The organism is Haematobacter missouriensis (assembly GCF_000740775.1).
Lineage (GTDB): Bacteria > Pseudomonadota > Alphaproteobacteria > Rhodobacterales > Rhodobacteraceae > Haematobacter > Haematobacter missouriensis.
In genome coordinates this window covers 31,366-50,722 of sequence record NZ_JFGS01000022.1, presented here as the reverse complement: position 1 = coordinate 50,722, position 19,357 = coordinate 31,366, and the positions used below count along the sequence as shown (strand labels likewise).

Genomic DNA, 19,357 nt, shown 5'->3' with positions numbered 1-19,357 from the left:
ACTTTTGTTCAGGAAGCGCCACACACGTTTTGCTTGTCGCGCATGACCTAATATGGTTTCAGAGGACAGGGAAACAATGGGAAACTGCCGCAAGGCGGTTCAGGCACGGCTGACTGCTTTCCGGGGAAGTGCCGCGCCATATGGGACGGAGAACATGCGCCTTTCGACCACGCTCACGGGATTAGCCACGACTGTCGCCGCATCCCTCGCCAGCTTTGCCGCCAGCGCACAGACCGCTGAAACCCCGCCCGATGGCATCGGGGGCCTTCCGGTCGTGGGCCGTCCGGTCGACGGTGCGATCGGATTCCAGCCCGCGGCCACCGAACTCGCCCGCGATATCCACTGGCTTGACGGTCTGCTGTTGTGGATCATCGTGCCGATCGTGCTGCTCGTCACCCTTCTTCTCGTATGGTGCATCCTGCGCTACAACGAGAAACGCAACCCGAAGCCCGCGCGCTTCACGCATAATTCACCGCTCGAGATCACTTGGACAATCGTGCCCATCCTGATCCTCGTGGTGATCGGTTCCTTTTCGTTGCCGATCCTGTTCAAGCAACAGGAGATGCCGGAGGCCGATATCCGCATCAAGACGACCGGCTATCAGTGGTACTGGGGTTACGAATATCCGGATGAAGGAATTGCATTCGACAGTATCATGCTGCCGCGGGAAGATCTGGCCGAGAACGGATATGCTGATTCGGACTACCTCCTTGCCGTGGATAACGCCGTTGTCGTTCCGATGGGGGCGACGGTCGTGATGCAGGTGACGGCGGCGGACGTGATCCACTCCTGGGCGATCCCCGCCTTCGGGGTGAAGCAGGACGGCGTACCCGGTCGCCTCGCCGAGCTCTGGTTCAAGGCGGAACGGGAGGGTATCTATTTCGGCCAGTGCTCGGAGTTGTGCGGAATCAACCACGCCTACATGCCGATCACGGTTAAAGTCGTGAGCCCGCAGGTCTATGCCGACTGGCTGACCCGGGCGAAGCAGGAGTTCTCCGCCGATGCCGGCCCGCTTCCTTCGGAGCGGCCCGTGCGGCTGGCGCAGGCCGAATGAGGCAGGCTGCAGGCGGCCGGGAAACCGGCTGACGCAGGCCCACTGACGAAAGGCGCGCCGCCCCGGCGACGTGCGGAGAGAAGGCAGGCATGAGCGATACGTTCCATCAACACGCGCACACCCAGGGCGGAGAGGGCAGCTTCGGCGATTATCTTGCCCTGCTGAAGCCGCGGGTGATGTCGCTCGTGGTGTTCACCGCACTGGTCGGCCTGCTGGTGGCGCCCGTGCCGGTGCATCCGTTCATTGCCTTCACCTCCATCCTTTTCATCGCGCTTGGGGGCGGTGCTTCGGGCGCGCTCAACATGTGGTGGGACAGCGACATTGACGCCGTCATGAAGCGCACCGCCAACCGTCCGGTACCCTCGGGCCGCGTGGCGCGTGGCGAGGCGCTCGGTGTAGGCCTCGCGCTTTCGGGCCTTTCGGTGATGATGCTGGGACTGGCGGCCAATTGGCTGGCGGCGGGGCTGCTGGCCTTCACCATCTTCTTCTACGCGGTGATTTACACCATCTGGCTGAAGCGGACGACGCCGCAGAACATCGTCATCGGCGGGGCCGCTGGGGCGTTCCCCCCCATGATCGGCTGGGCCGTCGCGACCGGCGGCATATCGGTCGAAAGCGTGCTGATGTTCCTCATCGTGTTCATGTGGACGCCGCCGCATTTCTGGGCGCTCGCCCTTTTCATGAACAGCGATTATGATCGTGCTGGTGTGCCGATGCTGACCGTCACCCATGGGCGGAAATCTACGCGGGCGCATATCCTCGTCTATACGCTGCTGCTCGCACCGGTGGCGATCGGGGCAGGCTTCACCTCCATCGGCGGGCCGGTCTATCTGGCCGCGGCGGTCGTGCTGAACCTTTTGTTCGTGCTGGGTGCGGTCGATCTTTGGCGGCGCGATGAACAGGTGGCGGAAGCCGATGGCTATCGCGCGGAGAAGCGATTCTTCTCCTTCTCGCTTCTCTATCTCTTCTTGCATTTCAGCGCTTTCCTTGCGGAAGCCGCGCTGCGCTCCTTCGGCATGGGAGGCTGGTGACGATGGCGATCACCAAGGATCATGAACTTCACCGCAGGCGCTTCGGACGTAATCTCGGGCTGGGTCTGAGCCTCGGCGCCTTTGTCGTCATCGTCTTCGGACTGACCATTGTGAAGATCGAGAACGGCGAGAGCATGGAGGGATTCGACCATGGCTATCGACCCTCCCTGGTGCAGGAACAGGACGGGGGAGCGAGGCAGTGAAGGCCCCGCAGAGTGACGCCGCGCGGAGTCGTCGCATCGCCTTGCAGCTTGTCGGCGTCGTCGTTCTCATGGGGGCCCTCTCCTATGCGGCCGTTCCCTTCTACAACTGGTTCTGCCGGGTGACCGGCTTCGGCGGCACGACCGGTGTCGCCGCCACCGCGCCGGACACGGTGCTGGACCGGACCGTGCGGATCCGCTTCGACGCCTCCCTTGAACGTGGGATGCCTTGGCACTTCAAGCCGATGGTCAACGAGATGGAAATCAGGATCGGTGAGACCGGTCTTGCCTTCTACGAAGCCTACAACCCGACCGACAAACCCATAGCCGGGCAGGCGAGCTACAATGTCACGCCCTATGCAGCGGGCGGGTATTTCACCAAGATCGAGTGTTTCTGCTTCACCGAGCAGGTGCTCCAGCCGGGTGAACGGGTGCAGATGCCGGTGACATTCTTCGTCGATCCGGCCATCGTGAACGATCGCGAGGGCAAGTACGCCCATACGATCACCCTGTCCTATACATTCCACGTCCTGGATCTGCCCAAGGCTGTCCAGCAGACGTCAACGAACTGAACGAAGGCGCAGCGAGGGAAGAGCAATGGCGCATGTCAAAAATCACGACTATCACGTCCTCCCGCCGTCGATCTGGCCGTTTCTGGCTGCTGTCTCCGGTTTCATCATGCTTTTCGGGGCGGTGCTCTGGATGCATGCTTCGGGGCCGTGGGTCTTTCTGATCGGGGCAGTCGGCGTCGCCTATGTGATGGTCGGCTGGTGGGGCGACGTGATTCGCGAAAGCCGCGCAGGGGATCATACGGCGGTGGTCGATATCGGCCTGCGCTACGGTATCATCCTGTTCATCATCTCCGAGGTGATGTTCTTTGCCGCCTGGTTCTGGAACTTCTTCGCTCACGCGCTTTTCCCGATGGGAGTGATCGAGGGCACAGAAGTCATTCCGGGCACCTGGCCGCCGGCCGGCATCGAAACCTTCGATCCCTGGCACCTGCCGCTCATCAACACGCTGATCCTGCTGCTGTCAGGCTGCGCGGTCACCTGGGCGCACCATGCGCTGGTGCATGAGAACAATCGCAAGGACGTGGTGACGGGCCTGACCATCGCGGTCATCCTGGGCCTCATCTTCACCGTGTTCCAGGCGTATGAATACAGCCACGCGGCCTTCGGCTTCTCGGGCAATATCTATGGCGCCACGTTCTTCATGGCGACAGGCTTCCACGGGGCGCATGTCATCATCGGGACGATTTTCCTCTTCGTCTGTTTGCTGCGCGCCCGCAGGGGTGATTTCACCCAGACCAAGCATGTGGGCTTCGAGGCGGCGGCGTGGTATTGGCACTTTGTCGATGTGGTCTGGCTGTTCCTCTTCGCTTCCGTCTATATCTGGGGCGGCTGAGGGTACATCCGCCGTCAAGAAATCAGAGCGCGGGCCGAAAGGCGCGCGCTTTTCCGTTGGAAAGGTTCTGCATGCGTCGCCTCTTGTGGCCTCTGATCCTCGGTCTGGTCGGCTGCGGCATCCTGGTGGCGCTCGGTATCTGGCAACTCCAGCGTCTCGCCTGGAAGGAGGAGATGTTGGCGCAGATCGATGCCGCCATCCTTGCCCCGCCGGTTCCCTTGCCGCTGCATCCCACCGCCGAGGGGGATCGCTACCTTCCCGTGACGGCGGTAGGCAGGTTCACCGACAAGGAAATCCTCGTGCTGTCCGCCCGGCAGGGAGAGGGACCGGGCTACCGCGTCATCACCGCCTTCGTCACGACGGACGGAAGGCGGATTCTGGTCGATCGGGGTTTCCTGCCGGAGATGGAGCGCGGCATTCCGCGGCCGGGCGTGGAGGCGACGATCACCGGAAACCTGCAATGGCCACGCGACAGCGATAGCTACACCCCACCGCCGGACGCCAAGACTGGCATCTGGTTCGCTCGTGACGTGCCGGCCATGGCCGCGCAACTCGAAACCGAACCACTGCTCGTCGTGCTCCGCACCACGACGGAAATGACCCCAGCTGCGGAGCTTGTGCCAGTCGGGGCGGAGGGCATTCCGAACAACCATCTGCAATATGCTGTCACCTGGTTTCTGCTCGCCGTCGTCTGGGCGGGGATGACAGGCTACCTGCTCTGGCGTATCACGCGGGAAAACCACCCTAAGCCCGCCCAGCGAAAGCCTGCCCGATGACCTATATCTCAACCCGCGGGGCCGCGCCGGTCCTGTCCTTCGAAGACGCGATGCTGACGGGTCTTGCCCGCGACGGGGGACTCTACGTTCCGCAGACGATCCCGCAGATGACGCCGGTGGAAATCGCCGATCTGGCGGGCCAGAGCTACGAGGAGGCGGCCTTCCGCGTGATGCGCCCCTTCATCGGCGACACCTTCACGGATGAGGAGTTCCGCGCCATCATTGCGCGGGCCTATAGCGGGTTCGATCACGCCGCGCGGGCGCCGCTCGTGCAGCTTCAGCCCAACCACTTCCTGCTCGAGCTGTTCCACGGGCCGACACTGGCCTTCAAGGACTTCGCGATGCAGCTCATCGGCCAGCTCTTTCAGGCCGCGCTCTCGCGGTCCGGCGAGCGGGTGACGATCGTCGGCGCGACCTCCGGCGACACCGGCTCCGCCGCGATAGAGGCTTTCCGCGGCCTGCCAAATGTGGATGTGTTCATCCTGTTCCCGAAGGGTCGTGTCTCGGAAGTCCAGCGGCGTCAGATGACCACTCCGGCGGAGGAGAATGTCCATGCCCTCGCGCTGGAAGGCGATTTCGACGATTGCCAGGCGCGGCTGAAGGACATGTTCAACGATTTTGCCTTCCGTGATTCGGTGCGGCTGGCCGGGGTGAACTCCATCAACTGGGCGCGGGTTCTGGCGCAGGTTGTCTATTACTTCACCTCCGCCGTGTCGCTGGGCGCACCGCACCGGCTGGTGGATTTCACCGTGCCGACGGGGAATTTCGGTGACATCTTCGCGGGTCATATCGCCAAGCGCATGGGCCTGCCCATCGGACAGCTCGTGATCGCGACCAACCAGAACGATATTCTGGACCGCGCGCTGCGCACCGGCAGCTACCGCATGGAAGGGGTGCATCCCTCCATCTCGCCCTCCATGGACATTCAGGTTTCCTCCAACTTCGAGCGCGCGCTGTTCGAGGCGGCAAGCCGGGATGCGCGGGCCGTTGCCCTGATGATGGAGGAGTTGAAATCGGGCGCCGGCTTTACCATTTCGCAAGGCATCCTTGAGACATTGCGCTCTACCTTCGCATCGGGGCGCGCGTCGGAGGAGGAGACCTCCGCCACGATTCGCCGCGTGAGGGAGACCACGGGGGAGCTGATCTGTCCGCATACGGCCGTCGGTGTGAAGGTGGCGGAGGAGCATCTCTCCGGCCCCGTGCCGATGGTCACGCTGGCCACCGCGCATCCCGCGAAATTTCCCGACGCGGTGGAAGCCGCGACGGGCATACGTCCGGCGCTGCCGCCCCGCATGGCCGACCTGTTCGACCGGCCGGAGCGTGTGACGGACGTGCCGAACGATCTCGGGGCGCTTGAAGCCCTCATAAGGAAAAGGATCCGCTAATTGACCCGCATCACCACCCTCTCCAACGGCTTCCGCATCGTGACAGAGACCATGCCGGCGCTGAAATCCGCCTCGCTCGGTGTCTGGATCACCGCAGGCGGCCGGCATGAGCGGGTGGAGGAAAACGGGATCGCGCATTTCCTCGAACACATGGCGTTCAAGGGCACGAAGAAGCGGACCGCCGTGCAGATCGCAGAGGCGATCGAGGATGTTGGCGGCTACATCAACGCCTATACCAGCCGCGAGATGACCGCCTATTACGCCCGCGTACTGGGCGAGGATGTGGAACTGGCCTTCGACGTCATTTCCGACATCGTGCTGAACCCGGTTTTCGACCAGCGGGAGATCGACGTGGAGCGCCACGTCATCCTGCAGGAGATCGGGCAGGCGTTGGATACGCCCGATGACATCATCTTCGACTGGCTTCAGGAAGCCGCCTTCGCGGACCAGCCGCTCGGGCGGTCCATCCTCGGCCCGGCGGAGCGGGTGAGCAGCTTCGGCCAGCCGGAGCTTCGGCGTTTCGTGGCAGAGCACTATGGGCCGGACGAGATGATCCTCGCGGCTGCCGGGGCCGTCGATCACGATGCCATCGTGAAACTGGCGGAAGCCACTTTCGGTCATCTGTCGCCGCTGCGCGCGCTGCGCCCCAGTGCCGCCCACTTTACCGGCGGGGAGCGTCGGGAGGTGAAGGAACTGGAGCAGCTTCACTTCACGCTGGGGTTTGAGGGACCGGGCTACCGACACCCCGATTTCCACACCGCGCAGGTCTATGCGACGGCGATGGGCGGGGGCATGTCCTCCCGCCTGTTCCAGAAGATCCGGGAGGAGAAGGGGCTGTGCTACTCCATCTTCACCCAGGCGGGTGCCTATGACGAAACCGGTCTGATGACCATCTATGCCGGCACCTCGGCGGAGGAGATCGGCGCGCTGACCGAACTCACCATCGCGGAACTGCGCCGCGCCGCTGACGACATGTCGGAGGCAGAGGTGGCGCGGGCGCGGGCGCAGATGAAGGCCGGCCTGGTCATGGGGCTGGAGAGCGCTTCCTCCCGCGCGGAGCGCCTGGCGCGTCTTCTCGCCATCTTCGGGCGTGTGCCCGATCTGGACGAAGCGGTCGCCCAGATTGAGGACGTGACACGCGATAAGGTGCGCGACTATGCTGGACGACTGGTCACCGCGCCCTCTGCGATGGCGATCTACGGCCCTGACTCCGCCGCGCCCGAGCTTCAGCAACTGCGCATGGACCTTGCTGCCTGATGTTCGGACGGCGGCGTGTGCAGATCGATACGGCGCGGCTTGTGCTGCGCCTGCCGGTCCACAGCGACTTCCGGGCCTGGTCCGCGCTTCGGCGCGACAGCGCCGCCTTCCTTGTGCCGTGGGAACCGACCTGGGCGCCTGACCATCTGGCGCGCAAGGCTTTCACCAACCGCGTCTACTGGTCCGCCCGCGCCTATGCCAACGGCACGGCGCTGCCGCTATTCCTGATCCGGCGGGACGATGGGGTACTTGTGGGAGCGATCACGCTCGACAATATCCGCCGGGGGCCCGCGCAATGCGGGGTGCTGGGCTACTGGGTCGGCCAGCCTTTCGCCCGGCAGGGCTACATGCGCGAGGCGATCGACGGGGTCGTAACCCATGCCTTCACCGATCTGAACCTCAGCAGGATCGAGGCCGCCTGCCTGCCCGAAAATGCTGCCTCCCGCGGTGTGCTGGAGAAGGCTGGTTTCAAGTATGAGGGCGTCGCGCAGAGCTATCTGCAGATCAACGGGCGCTGGCGGAACCATGTTCTCTACTCCAACCTCCGCCACGACAGGCGGGGGCGCACCGACGCCGGATAGCCCGCTCGCGGAAATGTCAGGACAGAAATCGCGCATCTCGCCCTAGGCTTTCCCATTCCGGGAGATTACCGATGCGTCTTGCCTCCGCCGTTGCAGCAACACTCGCGCTGATGCCTGCCCTTGTCGGTGCGCAAGAGAGCGGGCGCACGCCCAGCCATTGCGTCGCGCTGGCCGGGGGCATGCCGCTGCTTCAAAAGGCGTCCTGGCGCGACCCTGTGCCGGATGAGACAGTCCGGCTGAGCTTCGTGAACCACGCAACCTATCTCATCCAGACCGCGCGGGGGCTGAATCTTGCGACGGATTACACCGGGCGGCTTGGCGTGGATTTGATCCCGGATGTGGTGACGATGAACAATGCGCATTCCACGCATTTCACAGCGAATCCCGATCCGCGTATTCCCCATGTCCTGCCCGGATGGGAGGAGGATGGTTCTCCCGCCGATCGCTATCTGGACCTCGGCGAGATCCTCATCCGCAACGTACCGACCACGACGCGCGACTTTCGCGGCGGAGAACGGGATTTCGGCAACTCGATCTTCATCTTCGAGGCCGCGGGCCTGTGCATCGGTCATCTCGGGCACCTCCATCATGAACCCACGCCGGAGCAATATGCGATGATCGGGCGACTTGACGTGGTGATGGTGCCTGTGGATGGCGGCTTGACGCTGGACCATCCAACGCTGATCCGGGCCTTGCAGCGGTTCCGCTCGTCGATCGTGCTGCCGATGCACTGGTTCGGGGAGGGGACGCTGCAACGCTTTCTGGACGGAATGTCGGGCTCCTTCCGCACGTCCCGCCCCGGAACCAGCGAATTGGAGGTGTCGATGCGGTCGTTGCCTGCAGAGCCTACTGTGATCGTTCTGGAACCGCGCTGGCTGCGATAGGAAGTCGGGGGCTTGTCCGGGAGGCTGGCGTGTGCTGTCTCCGGGCATGGAGGTGCCCCCATGTTCAATTCGCCGCGGCTCAACCCCGCAGATGCCGATTTCCTGACCACGCTCGCATCCCGGCTGCCGCCCGACACGCTCCGGGCCCCCGAGCCCCGTGATCTGGAGGAGCCGCGCGGCCGTTGGCTGGGCCACGCCGGAGCAGTTGCCCGCCCGCGGTCTACGGAGGAGGTGGCAGAGATCGTGCGCGCCGCGGCGGAGGCCATTGTGCCCATCGTGCCCCTTGGCGGCGGCACGGGACTGGTCGGCGGTCAGGTCATGCCGGAGGGGCTGCCGCTCCTGCTGTCTCTCGACCGGATGACTGCCATCCGGGGTGTCTGGCCGGAGGAAAACGCCTTGGCGGTGGAGGCGGGCGCCACCATCGAGGCCATCCACCATGCGGCGGAGGCTGCCGGGCGGCTGTTCCCCCTCGCCCTCGCCTCACAAGGGACGGCGCAGATCGGGGGGTGCCTTTCCACCAATGCTGGGGGCGTCAACGTGCTGCGCTACGGCACCGCACGTGAGCTGTGCTTGGGGATAGAGGCGGTGCTGCCGGACGGCTCGATCGTGCATGGGCTGAAACGACTCAGGAAGGACAACACCGGCTACGACCTTCGTGGTCTTCTGATCGGGGCGGAGGGGACGCTCGGCATCATCACCGGTGCCATGCTGAAACTCTTTCCCCGCCCCGCCGCGACGGGCGCAGCGATGGTGGTCGTGCCCGGTCCGGCAGAGGCACTGTCGCTGCTCGCGCTTGCGCGTGACCGGATCGGGGAGGGGGTTTCGGCCTTTGAGCTCATCGGGCGCAACAGCTATGTTTTCATGGCGGAGACGATGCCGGACGTGCGCCTGCCGCTCCCGCTTCCCGACTGGTCGGTGCTGATCGACCTCGGCCTGTCCTCGGGCGATCCGGCGGCGGTGTTGGAAGACCTGCTGGGGGAGGCGATGGAACGCGATCTGGTGGCGGACGGTGTCATCGCCGCGTCGGAGGCCCAGCGGCAGGCTTTCTGGGCGTTCCGCGAAAGCATCCCGGAAGCCAACCGGCGGATCGGCGCGATCTCCAGCCACGATATTTCCGTACCCTTGTCCCGACTGGCCGATTTCATCGCGACGGCGGAGGCGGCGCTCACCCCGGCCGGGGTGCGGATCAACTGTTTCGGCCATGTGGGCGACGGCAACCTGCACTTCAACCTCTTCCCGGCGGAGGGCCGTGACCGTGCCGACTATGCCGCGCAGGCGGCGGGCCTGGCGCGTCTTGTCTATGATCTGGTGGCGGAGCGGGGCGGTGCGTTCAGCGCGGAACATGGCGTGGGTCGGGCGAGAACGGATGATGTCGCGCATTACGGCGATCCGGCCCGGATTGCGGCGATGGCGGCGATCAAGAAGGCGCTCGATCCTTCGGGGATCCTTAATCCGGGTGTGATGATCCCGCCCGCAGCCATGCGTCACGCAGCGCCGGGTCAGTCGGAGTAGCGTTCCTCTGCCCAGGGATCGCCGCGCATGTGATAGCCGTTCCGTTCCCAGAACCCGGCGCGGTCACGGCCGATGAATTCGATCCGGGTGAGCCACTTGGCGCTTTTCCAGAAGTAGAGATGCGGCACGACGAGCCGCATCGGCCCACCATGCTCCCGCGTCAGCGGCGCGCCGTTCCAATGGGTGGCGAGCACTGCATCCGCCGCGGCGAAATCGTCGAGCGGCAGGTTGGTGGTGTAGCCATCCGCGCTTTCCAGCAGCACGAAGCCCGCCTCCGCCTCCGCCATCGGCTCCGCGAGAGCGAGGAGATCGCGCGTCAGCACGCCCCTCCAGGGGTTGTCGTAGCGCGACCATGTGGTGACGCAATGGATGTCGGTGATCAGGTCATGCTGCGGCAGCGCCGTGAATGCCGCCCAGCCCAGCGTGGTGCGGTTCCGGGCAAAGCCGGTGATCTCCAGCCGCCAGCGGTCGAGGGGCACTTCCGGCTCCACGCCGAGGTCCAGCACCGGCCAGTCCTTCACCAGATGCTGGCCGGGCGGGAGGCGTTCCCTCCCCGCGGTATGCCCGGTTGCAACATCCCCGGTAAGAAAGCGTCCTTCTTCCGCCCATTTCCGCTTGGTGCGGGTCAGCTTTGTCTCACCGTTTTCGGACATGGTCCCTCCGGCTCAGCCGCCGAAGGCCAGTTGCCCCGCGCGGAATGCCAGCCAGAACAACACGGTGAAATACACCATGGTTCCGAACATCATCACATAGCCGGCCATGACCACCAGCCCGTCCCGCTGGATCATGCCGAGCGCCAGCAGCAGCACCGCGATTCCCGGAAGCGTGTTGGAGAACGGCACGAAACCGAAGGGCGCCATCAGCAGCAGGCCCGACCACGCGATCGCGAGACCGTTGATCCGCGTAACGAGACCCCCTTCCGTCATCGCTTGAAACCGGGGCCTGATGAAGCGGTTGATCCGCTCCACGAGGTTTACGCCCCGCTCCAGCGCGGGTTTGAGCTTCTCCGTCGCGATCTCGCGGTCCAGTACCTTGCGGGGAAGCCACGGCATCCGGTTCAGCGTGACCGCGATGGCAATGAGGATGATCGCCGCGCCGAAGACGGTGGACACGCCGGGGATCGACACCGGGATCAGGAAGGGCAGGGAGGCCACGGCGCAGATCAGCAGCAGCCCCTGTTCCCCCATGTCCTCCATCAGCGCGCGCAGCGTGATCGTCTTGCCCTGAATGCGCCCGATCGTCGTGCGCAGCGTCGTGCCGAGGTCCTGAGAGGTGTCGCTGAAGTGCATGCGGTGTTCCTTGATCTGCTACCGGGTTCTCTTGCCTGCGCGCAGACTGCCTGTTGCGCCGCGTTTTTGCAATGCGTCGCTGCAGTGCAGAACCGTGTGTATCGGTACTGGAAACCCGCTGTGACGGGCGCTACCCCTGTGACCATCCCTCATCACGCGAGACACACCATGCCCAGACCCGTGACACTTCAGCTTTCGCCCCTCACCGGCCAGCCGCAGGAGGATCTTGCCGTCGTCGCCGATCTGGTGCGCGATACCGGCGCCGAGATGCCGGAGGTGGAGGCAGTGGTGACCTTTGCCGCAAAGGGGGTGCCGGAGGAGGTGCTGGCACGGCTTCCCAATGTGAAGATGATCTCTGTCTTCGGCGTGGGCACCGACAAGATCGATCTGGAGGAATGCAGGCGTCGCGGGATCATTGTGGCGACCACACGGGGTACGCTGAACGACGACGTGGCCGATTGCGCGGTCATGCTCACCCTTGCGCTGCACCGGGAGCTTCTGCCGCAGGACCGCTTTGCCCGCGATGGCGGCTGGGCGCGCGAAGGCAAGGCCTGGCTCACCCATACCATGGCAGGCAAGAAGCTCGGCATCTTCGGAATGGGCGACATCGGGGTGGAGATCGCCCGCCGCGCGGAGGCCTTCCGCATGGAGGTGGGCTATCACAACCGCAGCAGGCGGGACGCGCCGCAGCGTTACTTCGATACACTGGCGGGGCTGGCGGACTGGTGCGACACGCTGGTTCTGGCCGCGCCGGGCACGGCGGAAACCTTCCATGTCGTCGATGCCGCGATGCTGGACCGGATCGGCCCGGACGGGTTCCTCGTGAACATCGCGCGGGGGCAACTGGTGGATGAGGCGGCTCTGGTCGCTGCGCTGGATGCGGGCAGGATCGCCGGAGCGGGTCTTGACGTGTTCGAGGATGAGCCGCGCCCGCATCCGGGCCTTGTCGCCTCCTCCCGCACCGTGCTCACTCCCCATGCCGCCAGCGCCACGATAGAGACGCGGACCCGCATGGCGGGCAAGGTCGTCTCGAACCTTGAGGATTATATCGCGGGCCGCCCCATGGATGCGCGTATCGTCTGATGCCTGATGCCTGATGCCTGATGTCTGATGCCTGATCGGCGGGCGCGGGTTTCGGCCCGCGCCATGTCCTGTGACATTGCAGGTCGGAGGTCGTGAACATATCATGAACGAATGACGCGACTCAGCCTGAACGACAAGCTCGCGATCCTGTCGGACGCGGCGAAATACGACGCCTCCTGTGCCTCCAGCGGCTCGGACCGTTCGGGCGGCGGTGGCATGGGCATCTGCCATGCCTATGCGCCCGACGGGCGCTGCATCTCCCTGTTGAAAGTGCTGCTGACCAACTTCTGCATCTATGATTGCGTCTATTGTGTGAACCGCGCCTCCTCCAACGTGCGGCGGGCGCGGTTCACGGTGGAAGAGATCGTAGGTCTCACGCTCGATTTCTACCGCCGGAACTATGTCGAGGGGCTGTTTCTGTCCTCCGGCATCATCCGCTCCCCCGACGAGACGATGGCGGAGATGGTGAGGGTGGCGCGGGAGTTGCGCCAGACCCATGGTTTCCGCGGCTATATCCATCTGAAGACCATCCCCGACGCCGCACCGGAGCTGGTGCGGCAGGCGGGATTGTTCGCGGACCGGGTGTCCATCAACATCGAACTGCCGCGGGAGGAGAGTCTCCGCCAGCTCGCGCCCGAGAAGGATGCCGCCAGCATCCGCCGCGCCATGGGTGCGGTGCGTCTGGAACGGGAGGCGGCGCGGGATGTGACCCATCGCGGCACCTCCGCCCCGCGATTCGCTCCCGCCGGACAATCCACGCAGATGATCGTCGGCGCGGACGGAACCGATGACGCGGCGATTCTGGGACAGGCCGCGCGGCTTTATTCCTCCTATGACCTCTCGCGGGTGTATTACTCCGCTTTCTCGCCGATCCCGGATGCCTCGGCGCGGCTGCCGCTCGTTCGCCCACCGCCGATGCGGGAGCACCGGCTGTATCAGGCGGACTGGCTGCTGCGCTTCTATGGGTTCGGGGTGGAGGAGGTGACGCCGGAAACGGGAATGCTCGATCTTGCCTGCGACCCGAAGCTTGCCTGGGCGCTCGCCAATCAGGATCGCTTCCCGGTGGATGTGAACCGGGCGGAGCGGGAATTGCTGCTCCGCGTGCCGGGGTTCGGCGTCAAGACGGTGGACCGCATCCTGTCCAGCAGGCGGGAGCGGCGGCTGCGCTACGAGCATCTCCTCCGGCTTGGCGCGGCGATGCGGAAGGCCGCGCCCTTCGTCACGGCGGAAGGCTGGCGGCCCACGCGCCGCCCCGAGGCGCCTCTGCCCGCCCCCCGCCAGCTGGAGCTGTTCTGATGCGGCAGGTGGTGCTGCCCGCCCTCGGCACCTTCACCGTTTGGCGGGAGGCCGCGCGCGCGCTTGCCGGCGCAGGAATTCCGGCGGAGGAAGTGAGCTTTACCCGCGATGCCACGCCGGGATTGCTGGGCCAGGAGCATTCACTTCCGCCGCCCCAACGGCAACTCCGCGTTCCGCGCGCGTTTCTCGATCTGGCAGAGGCGGTGTCCTGTCATCGGGACGGCACGGCGCATGACCGGCTTTATGCCCTGCTTCTGCGCCTTCAGAACGCACCGGGCCTGCTGGGCGATCGTGCCGATCCGCTGGTGGACGGGGTGCAGCGCATGGAGAAGGCGGTCCGGCGTGATATTCACAAGATGCACGCCTTCCTCCGGTTCAGCGCGCTGCCGCCGGGGGAGGGCGGGCGTCTCCGTTTCGCCGCCTGGTTCGAGCCGCAGCACTTCATCACCGAGCGCGCGGTGCCCTTCTTCGCCGAGCGGCACAGGGAAATGGATTTCCTGATCGCCACGCCCGAGATGACCGCACTCTGGCAGGGGGAACGGCTGACATTCGGCCCCCCGTCGCCGCGACCAGACCTGCCCGCCGATGGGGCCGAGGCGCTGTGGCACACCTATTTCGTCTCCATCTTCAATCCCGCGCGGCTGAAGGTGAAGGCGATGACCGCGGAGATGCCCCGACGCTACTGGAAGAACCTGCCGGAGACATCGCTGATTCCCGGCATGATCGCCGATGCGCCCCGCCGTGCGGCGCAGATGCGGGCCGCGCTGCCGACGATCCCACCTGCCCACGCGGTCCGGCTCGCGGCGGCGCGCCGCCCGCCGCCGCCCGAAACCTATGGTGAACTGCCGCTGTCCGAAACTTCGGGCACACTGCCTCTCCCCGAAACTCCAGACCTCAAAACTCCGGGCGAACTGCCGCCGCTGGCCGAGGCGCGGCGACAGGCGGCGGTCTGTACGCGCTGTGACTTGTGCCATCATGCGACGCAGACCGTTTTCGGCGAGGGACCGGCGGATGCCGAACTGATGATCGTGGGCGAGCAGCCCGGCGATCAGGAGGATCTCGCGGGACGCCCCTTCGTCGGCCCGGCGGGCCGGCTCTTCGACCGCTTGGCGGAGGAGGTCGGCCTGTCGCGGGAGCGGGCGTGGATCACCAACGCTGTGAAACACTTCAAATTCCTGCCGCGCGGCAAGCGGCGCCTGCATCAGCGTCCCAATGGCGGAGAGATCATGGCCTGCCGATGGTGGCTCGACATAGAGCGCGCCAGACTGCGCCCGAAGCTGATCATCGGGATGGGTGCCACGGCGGCGGAAGCGTTGACGGGAAACGGCAAGGGGCTGACGCAGCGGCGCGGAAAGCTTGAACGGGATACGATGGGCGCCCCGCTCCTGCTGACCTGGCACCCTTCCTATCTCCTGCGTGTGCCGGAGCCGCAGGCGCGGCTCGCGGCCGAGCGGGAGTTCCGCAGCGATCTTGTCACGGCGCTCGACTTCCTGCGGGACGTGGCGTGAGCGGGGCCATTCCCGCTTGTGTCCCGTGTCCGCACGCCCTATCCCTGACCGGCGATCCGGGCACGGGCCGAGCCCTCCGGCAAGCCATGTTCTTCAGGGAGAAGCCCGTGATCCGCCAGACCGCCAAGAGCGTAGCCGCCCTTGCCCTTCTTACGGCAGTTGTCGCCGGCTGCGGCCCCGCCCCGATTCCCTCCGGTATCAGTGACCCGCATGAGGACGGCAACCGCCGTCGTCATTCCTTCAACGTCGGCGTGGACAAGGTGCTCTACCGCCCCGCGTCCGAGGTTTACGGCTCCATCGTCCCGCCGCCGATCCGCGACGGCGTGGCCAACGTGTCCTCCAACCTCGGCCTGCCGAGCGAGGCGATCAACGGCGCGCTTCAGGGGCGCCCGCAGACGTTTGCCCAGAACGGCCTGCGGTTCGTGGTGAACTCCACGATCGGGGTGCTGGGCCTTCTCGATCCGGCGACTTCGATGGGTCTGCCGCGGATCGAGACCGACTTCGGCGAGACGCTGCACGTCTGGGGGATGCGGGAGGGCAACTACGTCGAACTGCCGTTCCTCGGCCCGTCCACCAACCGCGACGTGGCGGGGCTGGTCGTCGATGTGGTCAGCAATCCGCTCGGCCTTTTCGCGGAAAGCCCGGTGCCCGAGATCGCGACGGTCTCGCGCGTCGCGCGTCTGCTCGGAACACGATATGCTTACTCGGATTTCGTGGACTCCATCCTATATGACAGCGCCGACAGCTATGCGCAGGCCCGACTGCTTTATCTGCAGTCGCGGCGCGCCAAGCTGCGGGGAGACCAAACATCGGAGGCTGATGCCTATGACCCTTACGACGACCTCTACGGCACTTCGTCCCAGACGAGCGGCACGAATGACATCTATTCCGACACCTACGACCCCTATGCCGCTCTTGGCCGCTGAGGGGCCCTCGCGCCGGAGCGTGCTGACGATGATCGGTGCCGGTCTGCTGGTCGCCACGCTGCCCGCTGGCCGCGCCCTGGCGCTGACAACAGGAGAGGCCCGCGCACTGATCGACCGGCTGGTGGCTGACATCAACCGCATCATTGCTTCCGGCATGCCGGAGCAGGCGATGTACAAGGAGTTCGAGCGCGTCTTTTCGCAATATGCCGACGTGCCTACCATCGCGGCAAGCTGCCTCGGCCCGGCGGCCCGGCAGACGCCGGCCGCGCAGATGCGCGCCTATACCCAGGCTTTCCAGGGCTATATCGCGCGGAAGTATGGCAAGCGCTTCCGGGACTTCATCGGTGGGCAGATCGAGGTGACGGGCTCCCGGCAGGTCAACAGCTTCTTCGAGGTGACTTCTGTTGCCCGCCTGCGCGGGCAGCAGCCGTTCGACGTGCGCTGGCAGGTGTCTGATCGCAGCGGCGCCGACAAGTTCTTCAACCTCATCATTGAGGGGGTGAACATGCTGGCGACGGAGCGGACTGAAATTCAGGCGATGCTGGATCAGAACGGCGGTGACATCACGCGTCTGACGGCGGCGCTGCAACGCGCAGGCTGAGCGGGGCAGCACAGGATGGCCTGTGCCAAGGATCAAAGGCCGGGGGCGATGACCCCCGGCCTTTTCATGTTGTCCCGGCAGAGCGGACGGACAGGGATACCCCTCACGCTCCCCGGCAGCCCCCGGGGCGGATGTGGGGATCAGCCTGTCAGTTACCCAGAATCGACTGGAGAATGTTGCCGATGAAATCGTCCACCCGGTTGCCCGGCAACCGCTGCTCCCGCCGTTCCTCGGCCACCTGTGGCGCCGGTTCCGGCACGGGCACGATCATCGGAAGCTGGCGGGCGGGGAGCCCCTCATGCACGCGCAGCATGACCTCGCGCCAGATTTCCGCCGGAAGCCCGCCGCCCGTCACGCCCGAGAGCGGCCGGTTGTCGTCATAGCCCATCCAGACGCCCGCGACGTAATCCGCGGTGAAGCCGATGAACCACGCGTCCCGGGCAGCGGAGGTGGTGCCCGTCTTGCCCGCAGCCTCTCGCCCCGGCAGACGGGCGCGGGTGCCGGTGCCGCTCTCGATCACCTGGTTCATCATGTAGATCAGCTCGCGCGACGCCTGCTCCGAGATCACCCGGTTGCCGATCCCTCCCGTCTGCCCGATCAGCGGCGACGAATCGCCCCGGAGCGTGAGATCCACCAGGCCATACGGCGTCACGTGGCTCCCCCCGTTCAGCAGTCCGGCATAGGCGCCCGTCATCTCCAGCAGCGTGGCTTCGGAAGTGCCGAGCGCCATGGCCGGACCGGCGGCGATGTCCGACCGGATGCCGAAGGCTTCGGCCGTGCGGCGCACGTTGTCCCGGCCTATGCCTTCGGAGATTTTCACCGCCGGGATGTTGAGCGACAGTTTCAATGCCTGGGTCAACGTGACCCGACCCTTGTATTCGCCCCGGGTATAGTTCTGTGGCGACCAGGGACCGGAGCCGGGAACATTGATCGTCAGCGGCTCGTCCACCACGTAATCGTTGTAATGCGCCCCCTGATTGAGCGCGGTCGCATAAATGAACGGCTTGAAGGAGGAGCCGGTCTGCCGGAGCGCCTGTGTCGCCCGGTTGAACGCGCCTGAGACCTGGCTCTTGCGCCCGCCGACCATGGCCCGCACCGCCCCGTCTGGCGACATGACGACGATGGCGGCCTGCGCCGTGGAGCCTTCCTTCACCTTTGTCCCGAACACGTCGGTCAGCGCCGATTCGGCCGCCCGTTGCAGCCGGGGATCGAGCGTGGTGCGGATGACCACGTCTTCCATCGTCTGTGTGGTCAGGAACGAGGGGCCGGATTCCATCACCCAGTCGGCGAAGTAGCCGCCTGCTTGCTGGGCCGCGCTGTCGGAGAGCCGCGCGGGCTGCGCCTGTGCCTGCTGCGCCTGCTTGGCCGTCAGATAGCCCTGCTCCTCCATCAGCCCAATGATGACATTCGCCCGTTCCTGTGAGCGGGCCAGATTATTGGTCGGCGCGTAATAGGACGGCGCCTTTAGCAGCCCGGCCAGCATCGCCGCCTCCGCGGGAGTGACCTCGGCGGCGGATTTGCCGAAATACCGCTGGGCAGCGGCCTCGAAGCCTCGCGTGCCCGCGCCCAGATAGGCGCGCGAGATGTAGATCGTGAGGATTTCGTCCTTGGTGTACTTGGCCTCCATGGCCATGGAGTAGGGGACTTCCTTGATCTTCCGCACGAGAGAGGAGACGCGGCAGTCCGCCTCGTATTCCGCCTCGTTCTTCCATGTCTTCGGATTGTAGGGCACGCCGAGACAGAGCAGCTTCGCGACCTGTTGCGTGATGGTGGAGCCGCCGTTGCCCTCGAACGGCCCGCGGCCTGCGCGTATGTTGATCGCCACGGCGGAAATGATGCCGCGGGGAGAGATGCCGAAGTGGCTGTAGAACCGCTTGTCCTCCGTCGCGATCACCGCGTTGCGGAGGTTGGGCGAGATGTGCTGGGCGCTGATCTCTCCCCCGAAGGTTTCCCCCCGCCAGGCGAAGGGACGGCCATCCTTGTCCAGCATGGTGACTGAACCGCGGTTGCGGCCGTCCAGCAGGGCAGTGACATCGGGGAGCTGGGAGTAGAAATAGAAAATCGCACCGCCCAGGATCAGGGCGCAAACCATGCCGAGCCGCCAGGCAGCCCCCCAGACCACCCGTAGCGACAGCCGGAACAGCCCGGAAAACAGCGCCACGAAGAAGCCGATCACCGGAATGCGGCGGAGTGTCGAGCCTCCCGCGCCGCGCCGCCGGTTGCTTGTCTTCCGTCGTGCCTTGGCGGACGGTTTCGCGGGCGCGGCCTTGCCGGTCTGCGGTTTTCCGGCTGTTTTTCCGGTTGGGTATCGACGATCCGCCACCAGTGGTGGGCGGGTCCGGCCGTTGTTGCTCATCGTCAGCTCGCCTGTCGCCGTCCTCGCGCCTGAGCTGGATGCCTGAAGCGGGCCGGTCTGATGATTTGATGCCGCAGCATAGCGCAATTTAAGCGAAAGGGGAGAGTCAGACGATCACAGTCGAGTTTTCAAATTGCCTTAATAATATGCGACATGCCCCAAATGTGCAAAAATCGGGCATCTTGCCCTCGCGCGAATGACGCTTTTGTGAGCT

19 protein-coding genes are annotated in these 19,357 nt (G+C 65.3%); 16 read left to right on the top strand and 3 right to left on the bottom strand.

Annotation, left to right across the window (positions count from 1 at the left end; all coding sequences use genetic code 11):
* Nucleotides 1-154: 154 nt before the first annotated feature.
* The 11 genes from coxB to CG51_RS13205 all read left to right on the top strand — a co-directional run bounded on the left by coxB (nt 155) and on the right by CG51_RS13205 (nt 10,084).
* A complete protein-coding gene (gene coxB, locus CG51_RS13255) occupies nt 155-1,054 on the top strand; it encodes a cytochrome c oxidase subunit II (RefSeq protein WP_051930587.1) in 900 nt (299 codons plus the stop codon).
* Nucleotides 1,055-1,143: 89 nt separating this feature from the next.
* Nucleotides 1,144-2,085, top strand: a complete 942-nt coding sequence (gene cyoE, locus CG51_RS13250) for a heme o synthase (protein WP_035745748.1) — start codon at nt 1,144-1,146, stop codon at nt 2,083-2,085.
* A gap of 2 nt (nt 2,086-2,087) precedes the next feature.
* Entirely contained in the window at nt 2,088-2,288 is a 201-nt protein-coding gene (locus CG51_RS13245; RefSeq protein WP_035745746.1) for a hypothetical protein, read from the top strand.
* Nucleotides 2,285-2,857 carry a cytochrome c oxidase assembly protein gene (locus CG51_RS13240; RefSeq protein ID WP_084695190.1) on the top strand — a complete coding sequence of 191 codons (573 nt, stop codon included), beginning with the start codon at nt 2,285-2,287 and terminating at the stop codon, nt 2,855-2,857. The genes CG51_RS13245 and CG51_RS13240 overlap by 4 nt, the downstream gene beginning before the upstream one ends.
* Before the next feature lie 25 nt (nt 2,858-2,882).
* Nucleotides 2,883-3,689 carry a cytochrome c oxidase subunit 3 gene (locus CG51_RS13235; protein WP_035745744.1) on the top strand — a complete coding sequence of 269 codons (807 nt, stop codon included), beginning with the start codon at nt 2,883-2,885 and terminating at the stop codon, nt 3,687-3,689.
* A gap of 71 nt (nt 3,690-3,760) precedes the next feature.
* Nucleotides 3,761-4,465: an SURF1 family protein gene (locus CG51_RS13230; protein ID WP_051930576.1), complete on the top strand. Its 705-nt coding sequence runs from the start codon at nt 3,761-3,763 to the stop codon at nt 4,463-4,465.
* Nucleotides 4,462-5,850 carry a threonine synthase gene (thrC, locus tag CG51_RS13225; RefSeq protein ID WP_035745742.1) on the top strand — a complete coding sequence of 463 codons (1,389 nt, stop codon included), beginning with the start codon at nt 4,462-4,464 and terminating at the stop codon, nt 5,848-5,850. Before CG51_RS13230 ends, thrC begins: the two co-directional genes overlap by 4 nt.
* On the top strand, nt 5,851-7,107 hold the full coding sequence (locus CG51_RS13220; RefSeq protein ID WP_035745741.1) for a M16 family metallopeptidase: 1,257 nt from the start codon (nt 5,851-5,853) through the stop codon (nt 7,105-7,107).
* Nucleotides 7,107-7,688 carry a GNAT family N-acetyltransferase gene (locus tag CG51_RS13215; RefSeq protein WP_088233470.1) on the top strand — a complete coding sequence of 194 codons (582 nt, stop codon included), beginning with the start codon at nt 7,107-7,109 and terminating at the stop codon, nt 7,686-7,688. Before CG51_RS13220 ends, CG51_RS13215 begins: the two co-directional genes overlap by 1 nt.
* A gap of 71 nt (nt 7,689-7,759) precedes the next feature.
* Nucleotides 7,760-8,572 (top strand): MBL fold metallo-hydrolase, encoded by an 813-nt coding sequence (locus CG51_RS13210; protein WP_084695189.1) that lies wholly within the window; start codon nt 7,760-7,762, stop codon nt 8,570-8,572.
* A gap of 60 nt (nt 8,573-8,632) precedes the next feature.
* Nucleotides 8,633-10,084, top strand: a complete 1,452-nt coding sequence (locus CG51_RS13205; protein WP_051930574.1) for an FAD-binding oxidoreductase — start codon at nt 8,633-8,635, stop codon at nt 10,082-10,084.
* Here the strand turns inward: CG51_RS13205 and CG51_RS13200 are convergent.
* Entirely contained in the window at nt 10,072-10,737 is a 666-nt protein-coding gene (locus tag CG51_RS13200) for a sulfite oxidase-like oxidoreductase (protein ID WP_035745737.1), read from the bottom strand. The two genes, CG51_RS13205 and CG51_RS13200, sit on opposite strands and share 13 nt — an antisense overlap.
* A gap of 12 nt (nt 10,738-10,749) precedes the next feature.
* Complete coding sequence (locus tag CG51_RS13195) at nt 10,750-11,373, bottom strand: exopolysaccharide biosynthesis protein (protein ID WP_035745736.1); 624 nt, start codon at nt 11,371-11,373, stop codon at nt 10,750-10,752.
* Between the two features lie 168 nt (nt 11,374-11,541).
* Here CG51_RS13195 and CG51_RS13190 point away from each other — a divergent pair, with 168 nt between their 5' ends.
* From CG51_RS13190 to CG51_RS13170, 5 genes are all read left to right on the top strand, one after another.
* Nucleotides 11,542-12,456: a 2-hydroxyacid dehydrogenase gene (locus CG51_RS13190; RefSeq protein ID WP_035745734.1), complete on the top strand. Its 915-nt coding sequence runs from the start codon at nt 11,542-11,544 to the stop codon at nt 12,454-12,456.
* Between the two features lie 111 nt (nt 12,457-12,567).
* Nucleotides 12,568-13,752 carry a putative DNA modification/repair radical SAM protein gene (locus tag CG51_RS13185; protein ID WP_035745733.1) on the top strand — a complete coding sequence of 395 codons (1,185 nt, stop codon included), beginning with the start codon at nt 12,568-12,570 and terminating at the stop codon, nt 13,750-13,752.
* Complete coding sequence (locus tag CG51_RS13180) at nt 13,752-15,260, top strand: UdgX family uracil-DNA binding protein (RefSeq protein WP_035745731.1); 1,509 nt, start codon at nt 13,752-13,754, stop codon at nt 15,258-15,260. Before CG51_RS13185 ends, CG51_RS13180 begins: the two co-directional genes overlap by 1 nt.
* A gap of 107 nt (nt 15,261-15,367) precedes the next feature.
* Nucleotides 15,368-16,186, top strand: a complete 819-nt coding sequence (locus tag CG51_RS13175) for an MlaA family lipoprotein (protein WP_233141267.1) — start codon at nt 15,368-15,370, stop codon at nt 16,184-16,186.
* 28 nt (nt 16,187-16,214) lie between these two features.
* Nucleotides 16,215-16,787 carry an MlaC/ttg2D family ABC transporter substrate-binding protein gene (locus CG51_RS13170; protein ID WP_233141266.1) on the top strand — a complete coding sequence of 191 codons (573 nt, stop codon included), beginning with the start codon at nt 16,215-16,217 and terminating at the stop codon, nt 16,785-16,787.
* Between the two features lie 148 nt (nt 16,788-16,935).
* Here CG51_RS13170 and CG51_RS13165 read toward each other — a convergent pair whose 3' ends face one another.
* Complete coding sequence (locus tag CG51_RS13165) at nt 16,936-19,143, bottom strand: transglycosylase domain-containing protein (protein WP_051930572.1); 2,208 nt, start codon at nt 19,141-19,143, stop codon at nt 16,936-16,938.
* Nucleotides 19,144-19,357 lie beyond the last annotated feature (214 nt).